At 64.0% G+C, this 24950-nt stretch carries 18 protein-coding genes; 12 read left to right on the top strand and 6 right to left on the bottom strand.

Going from position 1 to position 24950, the window contains the following annotated elements:
- Positions 1-4 precede the first annotated feature (4 nt).
- Positions 5-301 (top strand): hypothetical protein, encoded by a 297-nt coding sequence (locus tag ACWGTI_RS23970; RefSeq protein ID WP_454589410.1) that lies wholly within the window; start codon positions 5-7, stop codon positions 299-301.
- Positions 298-834: a DinB family protein gene (locus tag ACWGTI_RS23965; protein ID WP_454589409.1), complete on the top strand. Its 537-nt coding sequence runs from the start codon at positions 298-300 to the stop codon at positions 832-834. Before ACWGTI_RS23970 ends, ACWGTI_RS23965 begins: the two co-directional genes overlap by 4 nt.
- Here the strand turns inward: ACWGTI_RS23965 and ACWGTI_RS23960 are convergent.
- Both ACWGTI_RS23960 and hppD read right to left on the bottom strand, forming a co-directional pair.
- A complete protein-coding gene (locus ACWGTI_RS23960) occupies positions 831-1019 on the bottom strand; it encodes a type II toxin-antitoxin system Phd/YefM family antitoxin (RefSeq protein ID WP_454589408.1) in 189 nt (62 codons plus the stop codon). The genes ACWGTI_RS23965 and ACWGTI_RS23960 overlap by 4 nt on opposite strands.
- A gap of 64 nt (positions 1020-1083) precedes the next feature.
- A complete protein-coding gene (gene hppD, locus ACWGTI_RS23955) occupies positions 1084-2199 on the bottom strand; it encodes a 4-hydroxyphenylpyruvate dioxygenase (protein ID WP_454589407.1) in 1116 nt (371 codons plus the stop codon).
- Positions 2200-2338: 139 nt separating this feature from the next.
- On the opposite strand from hppD, the gene ACWGTI_RS23950 reads away from it, so the two are divergent.
- Entirely contained in the window at positions 2339-2806 is a 468-nt protein-coding gene (locus ACWGTI_RS23950) for an Lrp/AsnC family transcriptional regulator (protein ID WP_454589406.1), read from the top strand.
- On the opposite strand, the gene ACWGTI_RS23945 is transcribed toward ACWGTI_RS23950, so the two are convergent.
- Complete coding sequence (locus ACWGTI_RS23945) at positions 2803-3141, bottom strand: TIGR01244 family sulfur transferase (RefSeq protein WP_454576770.1); 339 nt, start codon at positions 3139-3141, stop codon at positions 2803-2805. The genes ACWGTI_RS23950 and ACWGTI_RS23945 overlap by 4 nt on opposite strands.
- A gap of 208 nt (positions 3142-3349) precedes the next feature.
- On the opposite strand from ACWGTI_RS23945, the gene ACWGTI_RS23940 reads away from it, so the two are divergent.
- Positions 3350-3694 (top strand): RidA family protein, encoded by a 345-nt coding sequence (locus tag ACWGTI_RS23940; RefSeq protein ID WP_454589405.1) that lies wholly within the window; start codon positions 3350-3352, stop codon positions 3692-3694.
- A 134-nt stretch (positions 3695-3828) separates the two neighbouring features.
- Here the strand turns inward: ACWGTI_RS23940 and hutC are convergent, their stop codons facing one another.
- Both hutC and ACWGTI_RS23930 read right to left on the bottom strand, forming a co-directional pair.
- Positions 3829-4563, bottom strand: coding sequence for a histidine utilization repressor (hutC, locus tag ACWGTI_RS23935; protein ID WP_454589404.1), 735 nt, complete (start codon positions 4561-4563; stop codon positions 3829-3831).
- Positions 4560-5912, bottom strand: a complete 1353-nt coding sequence (locus ACWGTI_RS23930) for a formimidoylglutamate deiminase (RefSeq protein WP_454589403.1) — start codon at positions 5910-5912, stop codon at positions 4560-4562. The genes hutC and ACWGTI_RS23930 overlap by 4 nt, the downstream gene beginning before the upstream one ends.
- Positions 5913-6000: 88 nt before the next feature.
- On the opposite strand from ACWGTI_RS23930, the gene hutI reads away from it, so the two are divergent.
- From hutI to ACWGTI_RS23890, 8 genes are all read left to right on the top strand, one after another.
- Complete coding sequence (gene hutI / locus ACWGTI_RS23925) at positions 6001-7236, top strand: imidazolonepropionase (RefSeq protein ID WP_454589402.1); 1236 nt, start codon at positions 6001-6003, stop codon at positions 7234-7236.
- Positions 7233-8771, top strand: a complete 1539-nt coding sequence (hutH, locus tag ACWGTI_RS23920; protein WP_454589401.1) for a histidine ammonia-lyase — start codon at positions 7233-7235, stop codon at positions 8769-8771. Before hutI ends, hutH begins: the two co-directional genes overlap by 4 nt.
- Before the next feature lies 1 nt (position 8772).
- Positions 8773-9585 (top strand): N-formylglutamate deformylase, encoded by an 813-nt coding sequence (gene hutG, locus ACWGTI_RS23915; RefSeq protein ID WP_454589400.1) that lies wholly within the window; start codon positions 8773-8775, stop codon positions 9583-9585.
- A 28-nt stretch (positions 9586-9613) separates the two neighbouring features.
- Entirely contained in the window at positions 9614-11284 is a 1671-nt protein-coding gene (hutU, locus tag ACWGTI_RS23910) for a urocanate hydratase (protein ID WP_454589399.1), read from the top strand.
- Between the two features lie 12 nt (positions 11285-11296).
- Entirely contained in the window at positions 11297-11875 is a 579-nt protein-coding gene (locus tag ACWGTI_RS23905; RefSeq protein WP_454589398.1) for a HutD/Ves family protein, read from the top strand.
- Positions 11876-12187: 312 nt separating this feature from the next.
- Positions 12188-20767 (top strand): GH36-type glycosyl hydrolase domain-containing protein, encoded by an 8580-nt coding sequence (locus tag ACWGTI_RS23900; RefSeq protein ID WP_454589397.1) that lies wholly within the window; start codon positions 12188-12190, stop codon positions 20765-20767.
- Between the two features lie 343 nt (positions 20768-21110).
- Entirely contained in the window at positions 21111-22883 is a 1773-nt protein-coding gene (locus tag ACWGTI_RS23895; protein WP_454589396.1) for a glucan ABC transporter ATP-binding protein/ permease, read from the top strand.
- Between the two features lie 160 nt (positions 22884-23043).
- The gene (locus tag ACWGTI_RS23890; protein ID WP_454589395.1) at positions 23044-23796 is read left to right on the top strand and encodes a heme ABC transporter permease; all 753 of its coding nucleotides are present in this window, start codon (positions 23044-23046) and stop codon (positions 23794-23796) included.
- A gap of 20 nt (positions 23797-23816) precedes the next feature.
- On the opposite strand, the gene ACWGTI_RS23885 is transcribed toward ACWGTI_RS23890, so the two are convergent.
- Entirely contained in the window at positions 23817-24875 is a 1059-nt protein-coding gene (locus ACWGTI_RS23885; protein ID WP_454589394.1) for a D-TA family PLP-dependent enzyme, read from the bottom strand.
- Positions 24876-24950 lie beyond the last annotated feature (75 nt).

Raw genomic sequence — 24950 nt, 5'->3', positions numbered from 1 at the left:
TGCAATGACGGGCGAGGCGTTCTATCTGCTGGCCGGCGTCTGGGCGCTTGGGATTCTAGTGCTGTTCATCCTGGCGATCCGGCTGAGCTACCGCATCGAGGCGCGCTCGCCCGACCTCACCAACCGCAGCGGCTACCCGCGCAAGGCGATGATGTTCCACACCATCACCAACACCAATGTGGCGCGCGATGTGGAAACGCAGGCGCTCCGCCGACGCATGAACCGGCTTTTGCTGATCGTTGTCGCCGGCTTCGCGGTCATGGCGGCAGGCATTGGCTTGGTCAGGCGAATGAACTCATGACCCTGCTCGAGCATCTGCGCCGCATGGCCGGCAACAATCTCTGGTCGAACGACCGGCTTTACCGCGCGGTGCTGCAGCTCAAGCCCGGCGAATTCGAAGCCGAGCGCATCAGCTTCTTTCCGTCGATCAAGGCGACGCTGAACCACATCCTTGCAGTGGATCATCTCTATCTCGATTTTCTGGAAGAGGGTGGCGTGGGTGCTGCCGCCCATGACGATTACGTGCCGTTCGATGAACCGCAGGCGCTGTTTGCCACCCAGACTGCGGCCGACCGGCGTCTGATCGCCTTTTGCAACAGCCTTTCGGCGGACGATCTTGATCGCCAGATCATCACCGACCGGCGTCAGGACGGCATGATCCCCGAAAAGATCGGCGACATCCTCGCCCACCTCTTCCTGCACGACATCCATCATCGCGGCCAGGTGCACGCCATGCTTTCCGGAACCTCGGTCGCGCCGCCACAGCTGGATGAGTTTCTGCTCGACTATGATTTGAAATTGAGAAGTGCAGAGATCGAGCGGCTGGGACTCTAATTAATCGTCAAGCGACTCGGCTCGTTCAGAGTAGCGGTAACGCCGATAGGTCTGTCCTTGCCGGACGGCGGCAAGAGACGCGCTACGACACTGCCGCGCCGGGTGATTAAGATCTCTTCGCCGGCATTTGCGCGCCTCACGAGCTCCGACAGTTTGGCCCTGGCTTCTGTTATTGAGACGTGCACGGCTCGACATCTTGTGGTCTGAGTTTAGATCAAAGCCGATCGAGCCGCAAACGAGCTTACGGCTTCATGCCGCCTTGCCGTCCACCTTGATCACGCCGCGCTTGATCTGGTCCTGTTCGATCGATTCGAACAGAGCGCGGAAATTGCCTTCGCCAAAGCCTTCGTCGCCCTTCCTCTGAATGAATTCGAAGAAGATCGGCCCGATCACGGTTTTGGAGAAAATCTGCAGCAGGATCTTGGTCGTACCGCCATTGACCACGCCTTCGCCGTCGATCAGGATGCCGTGCTTCTGCATCCGCTCGACCGGCTCGTCATGGCCGTTCACGCGGTCATACGACATGTCGTAATAGGTCTCCGGCGGGCCGGGCATGAATTTCAGCCCGTTGGCTGCCAGATTGTCCGTGGCGGCGTAGATATCGTCGGTGCCGACAGCAATGTGCTGGATGCCTTCGCCATTGTATTTCTTCAGATACTCGGCGATCTGGCTGGTCTCGTCCTTGGACTCGTTCAGCGGAATGCGGATCTTGCCGCAGGGCGAGGTGATGGCGCGGCTGACCAGGCCGGTGATCTTGCCGTCAATGTCGAAGAAATGGATCTGCTTGAAGCCGAACAGCTCGCGATAAAAGTCCCACCATTTGTCCATCTGGCCGCGATAGACATTGTGGGTCAGGTGGTCGAGGAAATAGAAGCCGACGCCTTGCGGCCTCGGGTCGCGCGCGCCCAGCCACTCGAACTCGGCGTCATAGGCCGAGCCTTTCTTGCCGTAGGCGTCGATGAAATAGAGCAGCGAGCCGCCGATGCCGACAATGGCCGGCACATCGAGCGCCTTGTCGGCGCCTTCATAGGGCGTGGCGCCTTTCGACACCGCATGGTCGAACGCATGCTTGGCATCGACCACGCGCCAGGCCATCGAGGCGGCACAGGGACCGTGCTTGTCGGCGAACTTCATCGCATGCGAGCCCGGCTCGGCATTGACGACATAGTTGATGTCGCCCTGGCGCCAGACGGTGATGTCTTTCGTGCGGTGCTTGGCCACCGCGATATAGCCCATGCGAGTGAACAGTTCGGCAAGCTTCTGCGGCTCCGAATGCGCGAACTCGACAAACTCGAATCCGTCGGTGCCGGCCGGGTTTTCCTTGCTGATCTTTGCAGGCGGGGCGTCGTGCGGGAAGGGACCCATGGCATTCCTCCAAACGGATGGTGGCCACATCGGACCACGAGATAACCAATCATAGCGCGGAGTGGCCGCACGGTGCTTGCATTCAAACGCTTGAAATGATCATCTTGCGCGTAATTCATGCATGATTGGAGAAAAATCCATGGATGATGCGCGTATCGATCAATTCGACCGCAAGATAATGGCTCTTTTGCAGAGCGATGCGCGGCTCACCAACAACGATCTGTCGGAACGGGTGAACCTGTCGGCGTCGCAATGCTCGCGCCGCCGCCAGCGGCTGGAGGAAGACGGTTACATCAAGGGCTATCGCGCGGTGCTCGACCGCGACAAGCTCGGCTTCTCGCTGGTCAACGTCATCTCGGTGACATTGGCGACCCACAATCGCGACAATGCCAGGCGCTTCGGCGAACTTTTGGCGCGGCTGCCGGAGGTACAGGAAGCGCATGCCCTGACCGGCGAGATGGACTACATCCTGAAGGTGGTGACGCCGGACCTCAAGTCGCTGTCGGAATTCGTCAACGGCGTGCTGCTGCCGCATGAATCCGTGCAGCATGTGAAGACGGCGATCGTACTGGAGACGCTGAAGGAAACCGGCGCGCTGCCGATTTAACCCTTCGACTGCTGGATCAGCCCGTAAAGGTTGGTGCAACGCGCTCCAGAGCGGCAATAAGCAAACACCGGGCCTTCGAGCGCGTCGAGCGCCTCGGCCTGGTCCTCGACATTCTCGGCCGTGATCTGCCCGCTGATCACCGGGATGTAGCGGAAAGCCAGTCCCGCGGCTTCGACTGCCGCCTTGACACTGTCGGCCGAAGGCTGGCCGGGCTGCTCGTCATCCGGACGGTTGCAGATCACGCTCTTGAAGCCGGCTTCCTTGATGGCGGTGGCATCTTCGGGCTGGATCTGGCCCGAAACCGAATAGTCCTCGCTGATTTCGCGATATTCCATGGCTGTCATCCCTAGCAATCTTGTTTGGCGCAAATTCTTGCCACTCTCGCACGAGGTCGGCAATCCGCGCAGAAGTAAATCCTTTTGCGCAAATAGCCATTCCCGGAGGAAAATCCAACTCAGGCTCAATCGATGCGCGCGGTTGGCCTTGCCCGAAGCCGGCAGCGACTCTAAACAGGCGCGACCCTCAAAACGAAGGAACCTCCCCATGAGCATTCGTCGCATCGATGTTGGCCCGCGCATGAGCCAGATCGTCATTCACGGTGACACCGTCTATTTGGCCGGCCAGGTCGGGACGCCCGGCGCCAGCGTCGGCGAACAGACGAAGTCGATCCTGGCCACCATCGACGAATTGCTGGCCAAGGCCGGCACCGACAAGACAAAGATTCTGCAGGCGATCATCTGGTTGGCCGACATGGGCACCTTCGCCGAGATGAACAAGGAATGGGACAAGTGGGTGCCGCAGGGCAATACGCCCGCCCGCGCCACCGGCGAAGCCAGGCTGGCTGGGCCGGAGTATACGGTCGAGATTATTGTCACGGCGGCGATTTAAAGCGCTGACCCTCTACCTCCCCCAAGTGGGCCTAAGTGGGGGAGGTCGGACCAAAGGTCCGGGTGGGGGGCGGTGCCGCACCCCCACCCCGCCGCTTCGCGGCGACCCTTCCCACAAGGGGAGGGTAAGCGCAGCTACCCCGGCCGGAACCTTGCCACCAGCGTGTGGCTCTCGGCTGGATAAGTGAACCTCACCTGCGTCACCGGGTGCTCCGCGCTCCAGGTGCGGCGCTCGACCACCAGGCACGGCGCGCCGGTTGGGATGTCGAGCGCTTCGGCAATGTGCCGGTCCGCCCCTACCGCGCGGATGCGGTGTTCGGCCTCGCTCCACGGCACGCGGCCGATCAGCCATGGGCCTGGCGCGATATCCGCGAACTCCTCCTCGACCGCTTCAGGCACGGCAGTGAGGTTGATCAGCCGTTGTTCGTGGGCGAACGGCCGCTTTCCGGCGAAGTGCAGGCCTTCCAACGCCAGCAGCGGTCCCACTGCCGAGAGCTCCAGCAGTGCACGGTCCTCGGCGCTGCTGCGCCTTTTCTGCCGCGCCACCCGCTCGTAGCGATAGGGCAGGCCCAGCGCCTCGACCTCGATGCGGATGTCATGCAGTTCCAGCACCGCGGCCTGTGATTGCGGCTGGCGGACAAAACTGCCCGAGCGCCGACGGCGTTCGATCAGCCCGGCCTTGGCCAGCTGCGACAGCGCCTTGTTCACCGTCATGCGCGAGCAATTGTATTCGGCCGTCAGTTCATGCTCGAACGGGATGCGATAGCCAGGCGCCCAGGCGCCTGACAGGATCTTCTCGCTGATGTCGGACAGGATGCGCTGGTGCAGCGAACCGCCGCCTTCTACCGCAGCTGTCTCGATCATGCTCATGCCGAAAGCGCCGTCATCACGTTGCGAAAACGCTTGGCAATCGCCTCGCGCCTGGCATGCCTGCCCCCGCTGACCTGTTTTTTCCCATGCACCCAGACGCAATCGACCGTCGTGCCATTGGCAAAGATCCAGGCGTCGAGGATGGCATCGCCGCTCTTGCCGGCAAGCGAGGGATGGTTCTGGTCGAGCGAGACGAAATCGGCCGGCGCCCCTGCCGCGATCCGCGACGGGCCGGCGCCGAGCGCGGCGCTGCCGCCGTCGAGCGCGGCGTCGAACAAGGAGCGCCCGTTCGACCCGCCAGCGGGAGCCAGCACATTGCGAGCCCGATGCGCCAGACGCTGCGAATACTCGAGTTGCCTGAGTTCATCCGGCAGGCCGATCAGCACATTGGAATCGGAGCCAACACCGTAGCGGCCGCCGTGGTCGGTGAACAGCGGCGCGGCAAAGGTGCCGTCGCCGAGATTGGCCTCGGTGATCGGGCAAAGGCCGGCAATGGCGCCGCTCTTTGCCATGCCGATGGTTTCCGCCTCGGTCATGTGGGTGGCGTGGATCAGGCACCAGCGCTTGTCGATCCCGGCATTGGCAAGCAGCCATTCGACCGGCCGTGCGCCTGACCAGGCAAGGCAGTCCTCGACTTCCTTCACCTGCTCGGCGACATGGATGTGGATCGGCGCATCCGGCGCCATGGCGGCAACGGCACTGAGTTCCTCCGGCGTTGCGGCGCGCAGGCTGTGCGGGGCGACGCCGACGACAGCCTGATTCAATGTGCGAACGGATTCGCGGGCTTTCTCAAGCAAGCGCCCGAAGCGATTCACATCGTTGATGAATCGCCGCTGGCCATCGTTTGGAGCAGCGCCGCCGAAGGAAGAATGCGCATAAAACACCGGCAGCAGCGTCAGGCCGATGCCGGTCTCGCCGGCCGCGGCGGCAATGCGCTCGGCCATCTCGGCAAGGTTGGCATAGGGTTTTCCATCGCGGTCGTGGTGGAGATAGTGGAATTCGCCAACGCGCGAGAACCCGGCCTCCAGCATCTCGACATAGAGCTGCGCGGCTACCGCTTCGACCTGGTCCGGCGTCATCGACAGCGCGAAGCGATACATGACGTCACGCCAGCTCCAGAAACTGTCGGCCGAGGGGCCGCGCAATTCGGCAAGCCCGGCCATGCCGCGCTGGAAGGCATGGCTGTGCAGGTTCGGCATGCCGGACACGACGATCGCGTGACGCTCATCACCGGCTTGCGCCGATGCCTGGGTCTCGACTGTCGCGATACGGCCATCGCCGATCGATATCCTGACATGGTCGTGCCAGCCGTCGGGCAGCAATGCCTGTTCCGCAAAGATCGCCGTCACGTTTTTCTCCCGTTCCCTGAACAATAGCACTTGCAGTCCGTTTCAATATGTATATACATAATCACCATCCAATCAAACGGAAAAGATGATGGCGGCACAAGATAAAAGCCGGGCAGGGGGCCTTCACCTTTGGCGCAATGCGCGCCTGGCGACCATGGCCGAAGGCGAAACCGGACTGGGTATCGTCGAAAAGGGCGCTATCGTGGCCCGCGACGGTCTGATTGCCTATGCCGGGCCGGAAGCAGACATGCCGTCGGCCCTGGCTCAAGGTGCTGCCGCCACCGATTGCGAAGGCCGCTGGATCACGCCTGGCCTGATCGACTGTCACACCCATCTCGTCCACGCCGGCAACCGCGCCAACGAATTCGAAATGCGGCTAGCCGGCGCCACCTATGAAGAAGTGGCGCGGGCCGGAGGCGGCATCGTTTCCTCGGTCAAATCCTTGCGTGCGGCCAGCGAAGACGAACTGGTTGCGCAGACGCTGCCGCGCCTTGATGCGCTGATGGCCGAAGGCGTCACCACGGTAGAGGTGAAGTCGGGTTACGGGCTCGATCTCGAAAACGAGCAGAAATCGCTGCGCGCCGCGCGGCGCCTGGACAAAGAGCGTCCGGTGACGGTCCGCACCACCTTCCTCGGCGCGCATGCGCTGCCGCCGGAGGCCAAGGGCGACAAAGACGCTTTTGTCGATCTCGTCGCCAACACCATCCTGCCCGCCATCGCAGCCGAGGGTCTGGCCGATGCCGTCGACGGTTTCTGCGAAGGCATCGCCTTTTCGCCGGAGCAGATTGCGCGCGTGTTCGACAAGGCCACGGCGCTCGGCCTGCCGGTCAAACTCCACGCTGACCAACTGTCCAACCTACACGGCGCCGAACTTGCCGCGCGTTATGGCGGGCTCTCGGCCGACCATCTCGAATACACCGACGAGGCCGGCGCCGCGGCGATGGCCAAGGCCGGCACCGTGGCGACGATCCTGCCCGGCGCATACTATTTCATCCGCGAGACCAAGAAGCCGCCGATCGGCCTGTTTCGCCAGCACGGGGTCAAGATGGCTGTCGCCACCGACAACAATCCCGGCACCTCGCCGCTGACCTCGCTGCTGCTGACCATGAACATGGCGGCGACCCTGTTTGGTCTGACCGTCGAGGAATGCCTGGCCGGCGTCACCCGCGACGCCGCCCGCGCGCTCGGGCTGCTCGGCCAGACCGGCACGCTGGAAGCAGGCAAATCGGCCGACCTGGCGATCTGGGACATCGAGCGCCCGGCCGAACTCGTCTACCGCATGGGCTTCAACCCGCTTCATGCCCGCATCTGGAGAGGACAATGACCGAACTTACCCTGAAGCCCGGCAATGCGACGCTGGCCGATTGGCGCGGCATCTACCGTGGCGCCGTGCCGAAGCTGGACGCTGCCTGCCGCCCAAAGATCAAGGCCAGTGCCGAGGCAGTCGCCCGCATCGTCGCCAAGGGTGAGCCGGTCTATGGCATCAACACCGGCTTCGGCAAACTGGCCAGCGTTCGCATCCCGGCGGCCGATCTCGAAACCCTGCAGCGCAACATCGTGCTGTCGCATGCCGCCGGCGTCGGTGAGCCGATGCCGGTCGCGGTGGTCCGGCTGATGATGGCGCTGAAGCTCACCAGCCTGGCGCAGGGCGCCTCCGGCGTGCGGCCACAGACCATCGAACTGCTGGAAGCCATGCTCGCCAACGACGTCATCCCCGTGGTGCCGGCGCAGGGCTCGGTCGGCGCTTCGGGCGATCTCGCCCCGCTGTCGCACATGACCGCCGTCATGATCGGCGTCGGCGAATGCTTTACCCCGCATGGCCGCTTTCCGGCCAAGGTCGCCTTCGTCTCGCATGGTCTGGAGCCGGTGACGCTCGGGGCCAAGGAAGGCCTGGCGCTGCTCAACGGCACGCAGTTCTCCACCGCCTATGCGCTGGCCGCTCTGTTCGAGGCCGAAGTGCTCTACCAGTCGGCGCTGGTTGCCGGCGCGCTATCGACCGACGCCGCCAAGGGCTCGGACGCCCCCTTCGATCCGCGCATTCATCTCCTCAGAAAACACCCCGGCCAGATCGAGACGGCGGCAGCGCTGCGCAATCTAATGGCCGGCAGCGCCATCCGTGAATCGCACCGCGTCGGCGACGAGCGCGTGCAGGACCCATACTGCCTGCGCTGCCAGCCGCAGGTGATGGGTGCAGCGCTCAGTGTGCTGCGCCAGGCCGCCGATACGCTCGGCACCGAGGCCAATGGCGTCACCGACAATCCGCTGATCTTCGCCGAGGACGATACCGCGCTTTCCGGCGGTAATTTCCACGCCGAGCCGGTGGCTTTCGCCGCTGACATGATCGCGCTTGCCGTCTGCGAAATCGGCTCGCTGTCGGAACGCCGCATCGCCATGCTGGTCGACCCCGCGCTGTCCGGCATGCCGGCCTTTTTGACGCCGAAGCCCGGCCTGAATTCCGGTTTCATGATCCCTCAGGTGACGGCTGCAGCGCTCGTCTCCGAGAACAAGCAGAAGGCCTATCCGGCCAGCGTCGATTCCATCCCGACCTCGGCCAACCAGGAAGACCATGTCTCGATGGCCGCACACGGAGCGCGCCGGTTGATCGGCATGGTGGAAAATGCCACGGCCGTCATCGGCATCGAACTCTTGGCCGCGGCGCAAGGCTGCGATTTCCATGCGCCGCTGGCATCGAGCGCGGCGCTTGAAGCGGTGCGCAAGCTGGTCCGGGCCGAGGTGCCGCATCTCGATACCGACCGGCATTTCCACCCCGACATGGAAAAGGCGATCGCCATGGTGCGCAGCGGCGCTGCCATCAAGGCGGCCGGCGCGATAACACTGCCTTCGATCTCGGGAGCCTGACATGACCGACTGGCTTACAGTGACGGAAGGCACGGCACCGCTCCTGGTGTCGATCCCGCATACCGGCATCGATCTCGCCGGCCTCGACAACCGGCTGGTCTCGCCCTGGCTCGGCCGCCGCGATTGCGACTGGTGGATCGACAATCTCTACGATTTCGCCGCCGGCCTTGGCGCGACGGTGGTGCACACGTCGATCTCGCGCACCGTCATCGACGTCAACCGCGATCCCTCCGGCGCTTCGCTCTATCCGGGGCAGACGACAACGACGCTATGCCCGACCGAGACCTTCGACGGCGATCCGCTGTATCTGCCCGGCGCCGAACCGACGCCGTCGGAGATAGACCAGCGCCGCATGGCGTATTTCGTGCCCTACCATGAAATGCTGGCGGCCCAGGCCGTCAGGCTGCGCGGCCTGCACGAAAAAATTGTTATCTACGATTGCCACTCGATCCGGTCGGTGCTGCCGCGCCTGTTCTATGGCACGCTGCCGGTCTTCAATCTCGGCACCAATGACGGCCAGACCGCCGATCCGGCACTGCAGGCGCTGGTCGGCCAGATCATGGCCGAAAGCGGTGAAAGCAACGTCATCAACGGCCGTTTCAAGGGCGGCTGGATCACACGCTACTTCGGCAATCCGCAAGGCGGCTACCATGCGCTGCAGATGGAACTTGCCGATCGCGGCTATTTGCGCGAGCCCGAAGGCAAGGGCGAACCGGACAATTGGCCGGTGCCTTACGATGCCGCGTTTGCCGCGCCGATGCGCGCCACACTGACGAAAATCCTCCAAACCGCCATTGACTGGGCCGGGCGCTGAGGCGCCGCCTTACTCGAAAGGGACAGTGATGAACAATCCTCGCCACAACATCCGCGAAGTGCGTGCCCCGCGCGGCGACAAGCTCAACGCCAAATACTGGACGACCGAAGCGCCGCTGCGCATGCTGATGAACAATCTCGATCCGGATGTCGCCGAAAACCCCAACGAACTCGTCGTCTATGGCGGCATCGGCCGGGCCGCGCGCACCTGGAACGATTTCGACCGTATCGTGTCCTCGCTGAAGACGCTCAACGAGGACGAGACGCTGCTGGTGCAGTCCGGCAAGCCGGTCGGCGTTTTCAAAACCCATTCCAACGCCCCGCGCGTGCTCATCGCCAACTCCAACATCGTGCCGCACTGGGCAACCTGGGATAAATTCAACGAGCTCGATAAGAAGGGCCTGATGATGTACGGCCAGATGACGGCCGGCTCGTGGATCTATATCGGCACGCAAGGCATCGTGCAGGGCACCTACGAGACCTTCGTCGAGGCTGGCCGCCAGCACTACAATGGCGACCTCAAAGGCAAATGGATCCTGACCGCCGGCCTCGGCGGCATGGGCGGCGCCCAGCCTCTGGCAGCCGTCATGGCCGGCGCCTGCTGCCTCGCCATCGAATGCAATCCGGACTCGATCGATTTCCGCCTGCGCACCCGCTATGTCGACGAGAAGGCCGAGACGCTCGACGAAGCGATGGCCATGATCGAGCGCTGGACCAAGGCCGGCGAGGCGAAGTCGGTCGGCCTGCTCGGCAATGCGGCTGAGATCGTGCCGGAGATGTTCAAGCGCGGCATCCGCCCCGACATGGTCACCGACCAGACCTCGGCGCACGATCCCGTCAACGGCTACCTGCCCAAGGGCTGGACGATGGCCGAATGGCGCGAGAAGCGCGTCAGCGACCCCAAGGCAGTCGAAACGGCGGCCCGAGCGTCGATGCGCGAGCATGTCGAGGCGATGGTTGCGTTCTGGAACGCCGGCGTTCCGACGCTCGACTATGGCAACAACATCCGCCAGGTCGCCAAGGACGAAGGGTTTGAAAACGCCTTTGCGTTCCCGGGCTTCGTGCCCGCCTATATCCGCCCGCTGTTCTGCCGCGGCATCGGCCCGTTCCGCTGGGCCGCGCTCTCCGGCGATCCCGAGGACATCTACAAGACCGACGCCAAGGTGCGCGAACTGACCCCCGGCAACACCCATCTGCACAACTGGCTGGACATGGCGCGCGAGCGCATTGCGTTCCAGGGCCTGCCGGCGCGCATCTGCTGGGTCGGCCTCGGCGACCGCCACAGGCTCGGTCTTGCCTTCAACGAGATGGTCGCCAAGGGCGAGCTGAAGGCGCCGGTCGTCATTGGTCGTGACCACCTCGACTCCGGCTCGGTCGCTTCGCCAAACCGTGAGACGGAGGCGATGAAAGACGGCTCCGACGCCGTCTCCGACTGGCCGCTGCTCAACGCGCTGCTCAACACCGCGTCCGGCGCCACCTGGGTGTCGCTGCATCACGGCGGCGGCGTCGGCATGGGCTTTTCGCAGCATTCCGGCATGGTCATCGTCGCCGATGGCACGGCGGATGCCGCAAAGCGCCTGGAGCGTGTTCTGTGGAACGACCCGGCGACCGGCGTCATGCGCCACGCCGATGCCGGCTACGACATCGCCATCGAATGCGCGAAAGAGCACCAGCTCAACCTGCCCGGCATTTTGGGCTGATTGGCTGAACCGATGCGCATCCTTCGTGCCGCCGATTACCGCGTCATGCCGTGGAAGAATGGCGGCGGCACGACAACCGAGATCATCGTCTCACCTGACCGCGCCGGGCTCGACGACTTCGACTGGCGCATCTCGATGGCGCGGGTCGAGGGCGGCGGCCCGTTCTCGGGCTTTGCCGGCGTCGACCGCACGCTGGCCGTGCTGGAAGGCGAGGGCATCGTCCTCGACATTGCCGGCCGGCCACCGGAGCGGCTGACCGGGGCGTCGGCCCCGCTTTCCTTCCCTGCCGACGTGGCGACGCAGGCAACGCTGATCTCCGGTCCGATCACCGACCTCAACGTCATGACCCGCCGCGGGCGGGCAACGCACACGGTCGAGCGCCTGCTGGTGTCGGCGCCAATCGATATCCGCCCGACGACCGCAACGACCCTTATGCTGCCGCTCGACGGCGAGGTCGGGCTGACCGGCCCGACAACCGTCCAATTGGGGCCGCGCGATGCGCTTCTGACCGACTCGGACGTCGCGGAACTGCGCCTGGAACCGGCGGGGCGGACCACCGTGTTCGTGATCCGGATCGCCAGCCTGGGCTAGCCGCGCCGCCAGCAACGATTAACGCCTGTTGCCAAACATGATCGCACGCCGGAGAAATCTGGCGTAAGCTGTTGCCTGGATCACGAAAAAGCCTGAATCCTTCCGTCGTTCCAAGGCGGACGGGAGGACAGGGGTGCTCGTCTTTGAGTTGTCGAAAGCCCCTCCTTGAAATGTCGAAGGGATAACGCCCCTGGTGTGGTGCGAAGCAGAACTTTCGGCCAGTGTAATCATGCAACCAATTGCATTCGAATCGGTTTTAGGGACATTGCCGTGGCGGTGACGCCGCATCGCGTCCCCCATGCGGAATTTTCAATGAATATCCAGACAAATCCTGCCCATATCGAAAAGACCAGCGCCAGGTTCCCGGTCATCACCGAAGAGCCGATACGCTCCAATTTCCTGCCCGAAGAGCGGCTGCGCGCGCTGGGCGAAAGCCTTGCCAAGGGCGACATCAAGGACCTGTTCGGCCTGGCGCCGTTCGAGTTCCAGGCCCGCATCCGCGACAGCGCCAAGAAGATCCTCGAAGTCTACCGCTCGACCAATGCCGCCCAGGCCAAGGGCGAAACCATCACGCCTGCCGCGCAATGGCTGCTCGACAACAACTATCTGGTCGAAGAGACCATCTTCCAGGTCAAGCGCGACCTGCCGCGCCGTTTCTACCGGCAGTTGCCGACCCTGAAACTGTCCGACGGCGTCGCCGTGCCGCGCGCGCTGGCGCTGGCCTGGAGCTATGTCGCCCATTCCGACAGTTCCGTCTCGGCGACCATGTTCAAATCCATCGTCGAGGGTTTCCAGTCGGTCGAGCCGCTGAAGATCGGCGAGCTCTGGGCGCTGCCGTCGCTGCTGCGCTTCGTGCTGATCGAAAACCTGCGCCGTATCGCCGTGCGTGTCGACCGCACCAGGCAGATGCGCCATATCGCCAACGAAGTCGCCGACCGCGTGCTGGCGACAGACGACAATGCCGACCGCCAGAAAATCCTGTCGAGTTACGGCGCGCATGCCCAGGACACGACCTTCGCCACCCAGCTGCTCTACCGCTTGCGCGACGGTTCGCAGAATGCCGGCAGGGCGCTGGAATGGCTGGAGGTCGAGCTCGAGAAGACCGGCTCCGACGCCGAGGAAATCATCATCTCCGAGCATCGCACGCTGTCCAGCGGCAATGTCACCACCGGCAACATCATCCGCGGCCTGCGCCTCATCAACGATGTCGACTGGACGGTGTGGTTCGAAGGTGTCAGCCGCATCGACACGCTGCTGCGCGAGCGCACCGATTTCGCCGCGCTCGACTTCTTTTCGCGCGACCAGTACCGCACATCGATCGAACAGCTGGCGCGCCGCTCCGACCTGTCCGAATTCCGTGTCGCCGAAAAGGCGATCGAGCTTGCCAGCCATGTGCCTGGCGTTACCGATGCGTCCGGCGTGCCGGATGAAGCTGCCGATCCCGCCATGCATACGGATGTCGGCTTCTTCCTGGTCGGGCCGCGCCGGCCGGATCTGGAAAAGGCGATCGGCTACCGGCCGCCTTTCTATGTGACTTTCAAGCGAGCCTTCACCGCCACGGGCTGGCTGGGCATCGTGGCTCCGGTCTTCCTGCTGACGGTGCTGCTGCTGGTGCTCTCAGGCAATGCGCTTGCCCATCTCGGCCTGTCGGTTCCCTCGATCACGTTGATGCTGGCGCTGTTTGCGGTACCCGCTAGCGAGGGCGCGCTCGCCTTCTTCAACACCGTCGTTTCGCTGTTCCTGAAGCCGACACGGCTGGTCGGCTATGACTACAAGCACGGCATTCCGGCCGCGGCGCGCACGCTGGTCGTGGTGCCCTCGCTGATCGGCTCGCGCGATGATGTCGAGGAAAACATCCGCAATATCGAGGTGCATCACCTCGCCAATACGGCGGATGAAATCCATTTCGCACTGCTGTCCGACTGGCCGGACTCCAAGACCGAGATCGACGCCGCCGACATCGAAATCCTGCAATATGCACGCGACGAGATCGCCAGGCTCAATGCCCGCTACCCCTCCGAGGGCGCGCCGCGTTTTTATATCCTGCATCGGCGCCGGCTCTACAACCAGGCGCAAGGCGCGTGGATGGGCTGGGAGCGCAAGCGCGGCAAGCTGCACGAGCTGAACCTTCTCCTGCGCGGCGACAGCGACACCACCTTCCTGCCGCTCGACGTGCCGCTGCCGGAAAAGGTCCTATACGTCATGACGCTGGACGCCGACACGCGCACCACACGCGACGCCGTGTCGTCGTTGGTCGGCAAGCTCGCCCATCCGCTCAACCGCCCGCATTTCGACGCGGCAAAGCGTGTCGTCACCGCCGGCTACACCATCTTGCAGCCGCGCATCACGGCCTCGCTCACCAGCGGCGACGACGCCTCGTTCTTCCAGCGCGTCTTTTCGGCCAACAGCGGTCTCGACCCTTACGTCTTTGCCGTGTCCGATCTCTACCAGGACGTCTTCGGCGACGGCTCATTCACCGGCAAGGGCCTCTACCACGTCGACGCTTTCGAGGCGGCGCTGAAGGGCCGCATCGAGGAAAACACCGTCCTCAGTCACGATCTTCTCGAAGGCGCGCTGGCGCGCGCCGCCCTCGTCACCGACGTCGAACTGGTCGAGGACTATCCGACCCGCTATTCGGTCGACGCCTCGCGCCATCACCGCTGGGCGCGCGGCGACTGGCAGCTGCTGCGCTTCATCTTCTCGCCGCGTTCCGGCGTGCCGGCGCTGTCGCGCTGGAAGATGGTCGACAATCTGCGCCGTTCGCTGACCCCGATCTTCTGGGTGATGGCGGCGATCGCCGGCTGGACGCTGCTGCCCTTCACGCAGGCCGCGCAGTGGCAGGCGCTTTTGATCCTCTCGCTGTTCATGGCGCCGACTTTCGATGTGATCAACGGCATCTTGCCCAAGAGCGGCGACCAGACGCCGCGTGGCCATTTCTCGGCGCTGGCGCGCGACGCCGTCTTCGGCACGGCGCTCGTGGCGCTGAAAGTGCTGTTGATGGCGCACAACGCCTGGATGATGGGCGACGCCATCGTGCGCACGCTTTATCGCCTGTTCGTCAGCCGCCAGAACCTTCTGGAATGGCGCACGGCGTCGCAGGCGCACAAGGGCGGCGACAACGATCTCGGCTCCTATTACAGCATGATGTACGGCGCCGTGATCATCGGCGTCGTCGGTCTTGCGATTCCCGTGCTGGCCGATTCCACCGGCGCCTTCGTCGCCTTCTTCTTCGCGCTGTTCTGGATTGGCTCGCCGGCGGTGGCCTGCTGGATCAGCCGCTCGGCCGAGACCGAGGACCGCCTGCGCATCTCGCAGGCCGATATCCACGCGCTGCGCACCGTGGCGCGCCGCACCTGGCACTATTTCGAGACCTTCGTCACGGCCGAGCATCACAATCTGCCGCCCGACAATTTCCAGGAGAGCCCGGCGCCGGTGGTGGCGCCGCGGACATCGCCGACCAATATCGGCGTCTATCTCCTGTCTGTGGTCTCGGCGCGGGATTTCGGCTGGATAGCGCTCTCCGACGCTATCACCCGCATCGATGCGACGATGACGACCATCGAGAGCATGCCGCGCAACCGCGGCCATCTCTTCAACTGGTACGACACCACGACGCTGAAGCCGCTCTATCCGTTGTATATTTCGGCCGTCGACAGCGGCAATCTCGCCGGACATCTGGTCGCGGTCGCGGCTGCCTGCGCCGAATGGGCTGAAGCCCCGTCCGTGCATCTGCAGGGCGATTTCGAAGGCGTCCTCGACACGGTGACGATCCTTGACGAGAGCCTCGAGGAATTGCCTGACGACCGCCGTCAGCTAAGGCCGCTGCGCCAGCGGTTGGCCGACCGTCTCGACGGTATGCGGCGCGCCGTGATGACCATCAAGGCGCAGCCGGAGATGGCTTCGATCCGCACCATCAATCTGGCCGTGCTTGCCGGCGAAATCCGCAAGCTCGCCACCGCCATCCATACCGAAGCGGGATCGCAGCGCAGCGACGTGATCGCCGATTGGGCAGCGCGGCTGGAAGCGACCTGCGAAGCGCATGTGCATGACTCCCACAGCGACGAGAACGCCGTCGAAGCCTTGCGCGCCAAGCTGCTGGCGCTGCGCGAACGCTGCCGCCGTTACGCCTTCGAGATGGATTTCTCCTTCCTGATGCGGCAGGAGCGCAAGCTGCTCTCGATCGGCTACCGTGTCGAGGAACATCAGCTCGACGAAAGCTGCTACGATCTGCTGGCCTCCGAGGCGCGGCTGACCAGCCTGTTTGCCATCGCCAAGGGCGACCTGCCGACCGAGCACTGGTTCCGGCTCGGACGACCCATTGTCGAGATCGGCTTCCAGGGCGCGCTGATGTCCTGGTCGGGCTCGATGTTCGAGTATCTGATGCCACCGCTGGTGATGAAGGAGCCGCAAGGCTCGATCCTCAACCAGACCAGCAAGCTGATCATCAAGCGCCAGATCCAGTATGCCCGCTCGAAGAACGTGCCGTGGGGCGTTTCGGAAGCGGCCTACAACGCCCGTGATCGCGAACTGACCTACCAGTACACCAATTTCGGCGTGCCCGGACTTGGGCTGAAGCGCGGTCTTGGCCAGAACACGGTGATCGCGCCTTACGCCACGATCCTCGCCGCACAGTTCACACCGCGCGAATCCGTGCAGAATCTGGTCAGGCTGCGTTCGATCGGCGCGCTAGGAAGGCACGGCTTTTATGACGCCGTCGATTTCACGCCACAGCGCGTGCCGGAAGGCACCGACCACGCCGTGGTGCTGAACTACATGGCCCACCATTCCGGCATGTCGATCGCCGCCGTTGCCGACGCCATCTTCGAAGGCCGGCTGCGCGACCGCTTTCACAGCGACCCGGTGATTGAATCAGCCGAACTCCTGCTGCAGGAGAGGGCGCCGCGCGACATCCCGACCGCCACCGTCAGGACCGAGGCCGACGAGCGCTCCAAGGACGAGACCGAGACCGAGAGCCCGGACTCCCGCATCATCCTCGACCCGGCAAGGGCGTTGCGCTCGACCAATGTCATGTCCAACGGCCGCTATTCGGTCATGGTCTCCGCCACCGGCTCCGGCTACAGCCGCTGGGGCGAACTCGCCGTGACCCGCTGGCAGCCGGACCCGACCGAGGACCGGCTCGGCTCCTACATCTTCCTCCGGGATGCCGGCACCGGCGACTGGTGGTCGGCGACCGCAGAACCAAAGCAAGCGACCGGCGAGAGAGTGCAGACGCTGTTTTCCGACGACAAGGCCAGCTTCGTCAAAGCAGTTGGATCGCTGCGTTCCGAGGTCGAGTGCATCGTCATCTCGGAAGGCAATGGCGAGGGACGGCGCGTCACGCTCTACAATGACGGCGCCACTGATCGGCACATCGAGGTGACCTCATTCGCCGAGTTGGTGCTGGGCAACGAGGCCTCGGACAACGCCCATCCGGCGTTCTCGAAAATGTTCATCGAGACCGAGATCGCCGCCAATAACGGTGCCATCTTTGCCACTAGGCGCAAGCGCGACAAGAACGAGCCTGACGTCACCATGGTGCATTTCGTCACCGATCCCTCGGGATTGGCGCGCGATGCCGAGGCCGAAACCGACCGCCGCGCTTTCATCGGCCGCGGCCGCACCATCGCCGAGGCCGCAGCTTTCGATCCCGGCGCCAAGCTTGGTGGTCACCATGGCTTCACGCTCGATCCGGTCGCGGCGCTGCGCCGGCAGGTGCGGGTGCCGGCCAACAAGAAGATCTCGCTGACCTTCTGGACCGCCGTCGGCGCCAACCGCGCTGAACTGGACGAAGCAATAGCCAGGCTCGACCATCCCGAAAGCTTCGCCCGCCAGGCGATGCTCGCCTGGACCCGTAGCCAGGTGCAGACCCGCCATCTCGGTCTGAGCCTGACCGACGCCGCCAATGTCCAGAAGCTGGCGCGCTATCTGATCTATCCCGATCCGTTCCTGCGCCTGCCGGCCGAATCCATCGCCTCGGGGCTGGGCAAGCAGTCCAGCCTGTGGCCGACCAGCATCTCCGGCGATTTCCCGATCTTCCTGGTCAGGATCGGCGACGTCGCCGACCTCGAGATCGTCGCGCAGGCGCTGCGCTTCCAGGAGTATATGCGCGCCCGCGGCATGATGATCGACTTCGTCGTCGTCAACGAGCAGGCGTCGTCCTACGTGCAGGATCTGCAGCGTGCGGTCGAGACGCTGTGCGAAAACAGCCGCCTGCGCGGCAAGGAACTCGGGCCACGCCAGCACATCTTCGCGGTGCGCCGCGACCTGATGGATGAGTCGACCTACAAGACGTTGCTGGCGGTTGCCCGCGTCGTGCTGCACACCCGCAATGGCACCATCTTCGACCAGATCGAGCGCGCCGAGGGGGCAGCCTTGCAGGCCCGCGATGCCTTGCAGCCGGCAGGTGCTGCGACGCTTCGCGAGACGTCTCTGCCAGTGCCGGCGGCGCCTGCAGTCCATGCTGCGCCTGACAGCAGTGCCGACGGCAGCGGACTTAGCCAATGGAACGGCTTCGGCGGTTTCGAAGGCGACGGCCGCCACTATGTCACCCGGCTTGCCGGCCGGCGCACGACGCCGCAACCCTGGATCAACGTCGTCTCCAACGCCTCGTTCGGCTTCCATGTCTCGGCCGAAGGCGCCGCCTTCACCTGGAGCCGCAACAGCCGCGACTACCAGCTGACGCCATGGTCGAACGATCCGGTCACCAACCGGCCGGGCGAGGGCGTCTATATCTACGACCATGCCAGCGGCAAGGCGTTCTCGCCGCTCGCCGCCGTGGTCCGCGATCCCTCCATGACTTACGAGACATGGCACGGCCAGGGCTTTTCGACGTTCCGGTCGAAGCGCGGTCCGCTGTCGATGGATCTGACGCATGTGGTCGATCCGATCGATCCGGTGAAGATCACGCGGCTGCGCATCCAGAACTCGGGCTCGGCGCCGGCGCGGTTGCGCGTTTATGCCTATGCCGAATGGGTTCTCGGCAGCCACCGCTCGAGCACGGCGGCGACCATCATTCCGTCGAGGGATTCAGCGACCGGGGCGCTTCTGGCGCAAAACCCCTACGGGCTCGATTTCGGCGACCGGGTGGCCTTCCTGGCCGCCACCGGTCCGGTTCGTTCGGTGACGGCCGACCGCGGCGAGTTCATCGGCAGGCAAGGCACCAGCGCCTTTCCGCATGCCGTCGTCAGCGGCGCCGGCCTGTCGGGCCGCGTCGAAGCCGGCGACGATCCCTGCGCCGCCCTCGCCAGCGACATCGAAATTCCCGCCGGCGGCGATGTCACGCTTGTCTGGCTGCTCGGCGATGCCGCCACGCCCGCCGAGGCGAGCGCGCTGGTACAGACCCATTCGGGCAAGGATTTCGACCAGCGGCTGGCCGACAATGAACGCGTCTGGCGCGGCTTCCTCGACACCATACAGGTCGAGACGCCGGACAAGACGCTCGACGCCATGGTCAATCACTGGCTGCCGTATCAGAGCCTGGCCTGCCGCATCCGCGCCCGCTCGGCCTTCTACCAGGCAAGCGGGGCCTTCGGCTTCCGCGACCAGCTGCAGGACACGCTGGCCTTGCTGGCGCATGATCCGAAGCTGGCGCGAGACCAGATCCTCAATGCGGCGCGCCGGCAATTTCCCGAAGGCGACGTCCAACATTGGTGGCTGCCGCGCACCGATGCCGGCGTGCGCACCATGATCTCGGACGACGTGGTCTGGCTGGCGCACGCAACCAACCGCTACATCGAAGTGACCGGCGATGCGGGGATCCTCAAGGAGCAGCTGCCTTTCATCGACGGGCAGGTGCTGGGCGAGGGCGAGCACGACGCTTTCTTCACCCCTGAAGTATCCAAGACTCATGCCTCGCTCTACGATCATTGCGCGCGCGCGCTCGACCTTGCGGTCAAGCGCAGCAGTCCGGCCGGGTTGCCGCTGATCCTCGGCGGCGACTGGAACGACGGCATGAACCGCGTCGGCGAAGCCGGCAAGGGCGAGAGCGTATGGCTCGGCTGGTTCCTGCTGAAGACGCTGGGCGACTTTGCTGCTGTCGCCAAGGGGCAAAGCGACACCAAGCGGGCGCAGGCCTGGCTGAAGCACGCTGACGTGCTGAAGCGGGCGCTGGAAAGCAGCGCCTGGGATGGCCAGTGGTACCGGCGCGGCAGCTACGATGACGGCACGCCGCTCGGCTCCCACAATTCGGACGAGTGCAAGATCGACTCCATTGCCCAGTCGTGGAGCGTGCTCTCCGGCGAGGGTGACCCGGCGCGCTCGACCACCGCCATGCAGCAGGCGACGAACCTGCTCGTCGACGACAAGCTCAAGATCGTCAAGCTGTTCACCCCGGCCTTCCAGAACACGGAAAAGGATCCCGGCTACATCAAGAGCTACCCGCCGGGCGTGCGCGAGAACGGCGGCCAGTACACCCATGCGGCCACCTGGTTCGTCATCGCACTGGCCGAAATGGGCCGCGCCGATGATGCCTATCGCTGCTTCTCGATGCTGAACCCGGTCAACCACGCGCTCGACGATGCATCGGCCGAACACTACCGGGTCGAGCCCTATGTCGTTGCCGCCGACATCTATTCCGGTGAAGACAAGGGCGGTCGCGGTGGCTGGACTTGGTATACGGGGTCGGCCGGGTGGCTCTACCGTGCTGCTGTTGAAGGCATTCTGGGCATTGAGCGGCGCGGCAAGCAGATCACGTTCCGGCCGAAACTGCCCAGCCACTGGGACGGTTACGCGGCCTCGCTCAAGATGCTGGGAGCCGAGGTCAAGGTTCGTGTCATCCGCGACAAAAAGGCCAAATCCATCTCGCTCGAAGTCAATGGAACCAAGACAAAGTCGTCCGGCTTTGAGCCCAAAGCCGGCGACAAGACCGAAGTGGTCGTCAAGATACCGGCATAAAATCAATGGCTTGAGGCCATTTGCGCGCGCCCCTCGGGGCGCGCGTTTTTATTTGGTTATGCGTGGGGCGCAAAGCAGCTCCGCTTCTTATGTATTGGCGTTGCCGGCGGTGATTGATTAAAAATGTGGCAGTGCCGAGCACGTGCCATGATTTTGCCGCAAGGCTGACATTTCACCTTTTATCTCAAACCGTTAGGTGATCACGGCAGATTTCGCAACGTCGTCATCTTTTGTTCGCAGATTGGGAACGGAAGAGATAGACGGGCATTGTTTTGCGACCCGTTAACCGGTACGTGTCAAGAAATGGTGCACTGCACAATGAATGTTTGGCGGAGTAGCTGAAGTGTCGCTTCTGCAAATCTACTGGAGAGCCCTGGGTTATCTGGCTGCCGACAAGAAGCGCGTTGCGCTGATCTGCGGAGCCAACGTTGCGCTCGCGGCGATTGCAATCCTCGAGCCGATCCTGTTGGGTCGTGTGATTGGCGCAATCTCCGAAAAGGGCGCGGTGTTTTCGACACTCGCCGTCTGGGCAGCTCTGGGGGCCTTCAACGTCGTGGCCTTCGTATTGGTAGCGCGCGGCGCCGACCGTTTTGCGCACAAGCGGCGCAGCGAAGTGCTGTGCCAGTCCTTCGAGCGCGTGATCACCATGCCACTTGCCTGGCACCATCAGCGCGGCACGTCCAATTCGCTGCACACGCTGCTGCGCGCCGTCGAGACCCTGTTCAGCCTGTGGCTTGAATTCATGCGCGTGCATCTGTCGACGGCCATCGCGCTGGTGCTGCTGGTGCCGACCGCGATTGCCATGGACATCCGGATGTCGCTCGTGTTGCTTTGCCTCGGCGTGCTTTACGTTGCCATCGGCCGTATCGTCATGCGCCACACCAAGGCGGGCCAGACCGCCGTCGAGCGCCACTACCACACGGTTTTTGCCCACGTGTCCGACTCGGTCAGCAATGTCGCCGTGCTGCAGAGCTACAACCGCATCGGCCATGAGACCGCGACGTTGAAGCGGTACGTCAAGGATCTGCTCGACGCGCAGAACCCTGTGCTCGACTGGTGGGCGATCGCCAACGCACTGAACCGCCTGTCGTCCACGATATCGATGATGATCGTGCTGTCGATTGGCGCCTATCTCGTCACCCGTGGCCAGCTCCGCGTGGGCGATGTCGTTGCCTTCACCGGTTTTGCCGGAATGCTGATTGCCCGTCTTGACCAGGTGTCGGCCTTCACCACTCAGATTTCCGAGGCGAGGGCCAAGCTCGAGGACTTCTACCGCCTTGAAGACTCCGCTGCCGAAGCAGCCGAGCCGGATGGCTTGCGCGAGCTGGCCAATGTCACCGGCCATGTCCGGTTCGAGAATGTCAACTTCGAGTTCGGCAATTCCGGCCACGGCATCGACGACGTATCGTTCGAGGTCCAGGCTGGCCAGACGGTTGCCATCGTCGGCCCGACCGGCGCCGGCAAGACGACGCTTATCAACCTTCTGCAGCGTGTCTTCACGCCGTCCAGCGGCCGTATCCTGATCGACGGTATCGACACCCGCACGGTGACCCGCAAGTCGCTGCGCCACTCGATCGCCACCGTGTTCCAGGATGCCGGCCTGCTCAACCGTTCGATCGAGGACAACATCCGTGTCGGTCGTGCCGAGGCAAGCTACGACGAAATCCACGCTGCGGCTAATGCCGCTGCGGCGCAGGATTTCATCCTGTCCAAGAGCGGCGGATATGACACCGTCGTCGGCGAGCGTGGCGGCCAGCTTTCGGGCGGCGAACGCCAGCGCATTGCTATTGCCCGCGCCGTGCTGAAAAATGCGCCGATACTGGTGCTCGATGAAGCGACCAGCGCGCTCGACGTCGAGACCGAAGACCGCGTCAAGGAAGCCATCGACGAATTGAGGCGCAACCGCACCACCTTCATCATCGCCCACCGCCTGACCACTGTTCGCGACGCCGACCTGGTCGTGTTCATGGACAAGGGCAAGGTGATCGAGATGGGCGGCTTCGCTGAACTGTCGCTGCGCAACGGCCGTTTCGCCAGCCTGCTGCGCGCCGGCGGCCTGCTCAACGACGAGGAAGTCCGCCGCCTCAGCCGCACTGTGAATATCGAAGCGGCGTGAGCTTTACCTCCCCCTTTTGGGAGGTCGGACCGAAGGTCCGGGGGGGGGGTAGTGCCCACCGCCCCCACGCTTGGCAGCGACCCTTCCCACAAGGGGAGGGTAAAGAGCCTGCGACACTCCTCCAATTGCTCCCGACCCATTGCCGGTCTATTTAGACCGCATGAGCGACACTTCCTCACGGCTGACCGGCTGGACCGACCTTGCCAACCCGACGCGCTTTGTCGGGCTGGCCGACAGGCTGGTGCCGTGGCTGGCCGCCATCGCGGCGATCCTGCTTGCCGTCGGGCTCTATATGAGCTTTGCCGCGCCCGAGGATTATCAGCAGGGCAGCACCGTGCGCATCATGTACATCCACGTACCTTTCGCCTGGCTCGCCATGATGTGCTACACGGTGATGGCGGTCGCCGCGCTCGGCACGCTGGTCTGGCGCCATCCGCTGGCCGACGTCGCGCTGAAATCGGCAGCCCCGATCGGCGCCACCTTCACAGCCCTCGCGCTCGTCACCGGCTCGATCTGGGGCAAGCCGACCTGGGGCACTTTTTGGGCTTGGGATGCCCGGATGACCTCGGTCCTCATCCTGTTTCTGATGTATCTCGGCATCATCGCGCTGACCCGTGCACTGGATGACGCCAGCCGCGCCGCCTGGGCCGCTGCCATCATCACGCTGGTCGGCTTCATCAACATCCCGATCATCAAATTTTCGGTCGACTGGTGGAACACGCTGCACCAGCCGGCCTCGGTGTTCCGCATGGGGGGCTCGACCATCGACCCCAGCCTGCTGTGGCCGCTGCTGGTGATGGCGCTCGGCTTCACCGTGCTGTTCTTCGCGCTGCATCTGACGGCGATGCGCACCGAAATCCGCCGCCGTCGAGTGATTGCCATGCGCAGGGTAGCGGCGCGGCAGGCTAACTGACGCCCGTCACGCGCCAAGCTTCAGCCCATCCGCCCCCGCGCCACGACAGGCAGGGTCTCCAGCACTTTGTCGCCGTCGATCAGATGCACCTGGTCGAACAGGTTCGTCACCACGCAGCAATGGTCCGGCACCACACGCACGCGCTCGCCGATGCGCAGGCTCGCGCCATTCGCGAGCGTGACCGTGCCATGCTCCTCGCTCAGGCCGGTGACGCGCGTGCCCGGCATACCGAGCAACTCGCCAAACTCGGGCAATCCCAGCGTGTCGCTGGACAGCGCCTTGCTGCCGCTGTCCAGGATGGCGCGCGTCGGCGTTGGGTGACTGACCACGGTCGACAGCACCGTCAGTGCGCAATCGTCGAGCGTGCCGACGCCTTTGGCGACCTGATAGCGGTCGAGATAGATGTAGGTGCCGGGGCGGTATTCGGTGACGACGCTGTCCTCGCTCGAGCGCCACATATCCGGCGTGCCGCCGCTGGAGATACGCAGGCAGTCAAGACCCGAGGCCGCAAGCGTCTGCTTGGCGTCGGCCAGCCAGGATTCGGCCTCGGCGGCGCGACCGGCCGCCGGATAGGTCATCAGTCCACCGAAGGTGAGCCCGTTGGCTTGATCGATCATTTTCGCCAGCGCCAAAGCCTGGGCGACGCTCTGCACGCCGCAACGGCCCATACCGGTGTCGCATTCGACCAGAACGGGCAGGGGATGGCCGGCATCGGTGAAAGTAGCGGCGAGCCCCTCCAGCGTCTCGGGACTGTCGGCCGTCACCGACAGGGTGACGCGGCCATGCAGCGCCTTGAGGCGCCCCAGCTTCGCGTGGCCTAAAATATTGTAGGGCAGAAAAATGTCGGAGAGCCCGGCATCGGCCATCACCTCGGCCTCGCCGATCTTCTGGCAAGTGATGCCGACCGCTCCCGCCGCCACCTGCTTCTTCGCCCAATAGGGCAGCTTGTGCGTCTTGATGTGCGGCCTGAGTTTCAGCCCGTGGCGGTCGGCATGCGCCTGCGCTTTGATGATGTTGGCTTCGGCGCGGGCCGCATCGATCAGGATCGCCGGCGTATCGAGGTCGTCTATGCCTTGCATGAATGTCACCTTGGGAAATTTGGCTGGACTTATGGCCCCGATCAGCGCGGATGTCATGGGGCCAGCGTGCAGTTT

Source organism: Mesorhizobium sp. ArgA1 (genome assembly GCF_053714375.1).
The sequence above is the reverse complement of the archived record's forward strand: the minus strand, read 5'-3'. Positions and strand labels throughout refer to the sequence as shown.